Below are 399 nucleotides of genomic sequence, written 5' to 3'. Positions count from 1 at the left end.
GACTGACCCTAACTCAAAGCCAATTTAACGCACTTATCAGCGGACTACCTTGGCACAATCTGGGCAAAGACCTACTCACACCCCTAATATAAACAACAGGTGACAGCCTACCCAAACTATGGCAACATATTGCCATGACTGATGCCCATTCACACGACTTAGCCTACCAACTAGCGCTTGCACTGGCTAAAATTGCCCTGCTTGAGCAACAAAGCGAAGAGATACGTCAGCAAGTGCGTCAACAAGAGCGACAACGATACGAACAACAACTGAGTCAGCTCCTAATCCAAATTGCCCAACTCATCGAAAAACAAAAGCTGCTGATTCATCACTTATTTGGGCAAAAGAGCGAAGGCTTAACCCCAAAGCAAGCACGTCTCAACCAAGAAACTGCCCTAG

1 protein-coding gene is annotated in these 399 nt (G+C 46.6%); it reads left to right on the top strand.

What is annotated here, in order from left to right:
- Positions 1-134: 134 nt before the first annotated feature.
- A partial coding sequence (locus tag VSR72_RS44075) for a hypothetical protein (RefSeq protein ID WP_342958427.1) occupies positions 135-399 on the top strand: 265 nt, incomplete at its 3' end.

This window comes from Paraburkholderia sp. JHI869, assembly GCF_038900775.1.
GTDB lineage: Bacteria > Pseudomonadota > Gammaproteobacteria > Burkholderiales > Burkholderiaceae > Paraburkholderia.
This window is presented reverse-complemented; position numbering and strand designations above follow the sequence as displayed.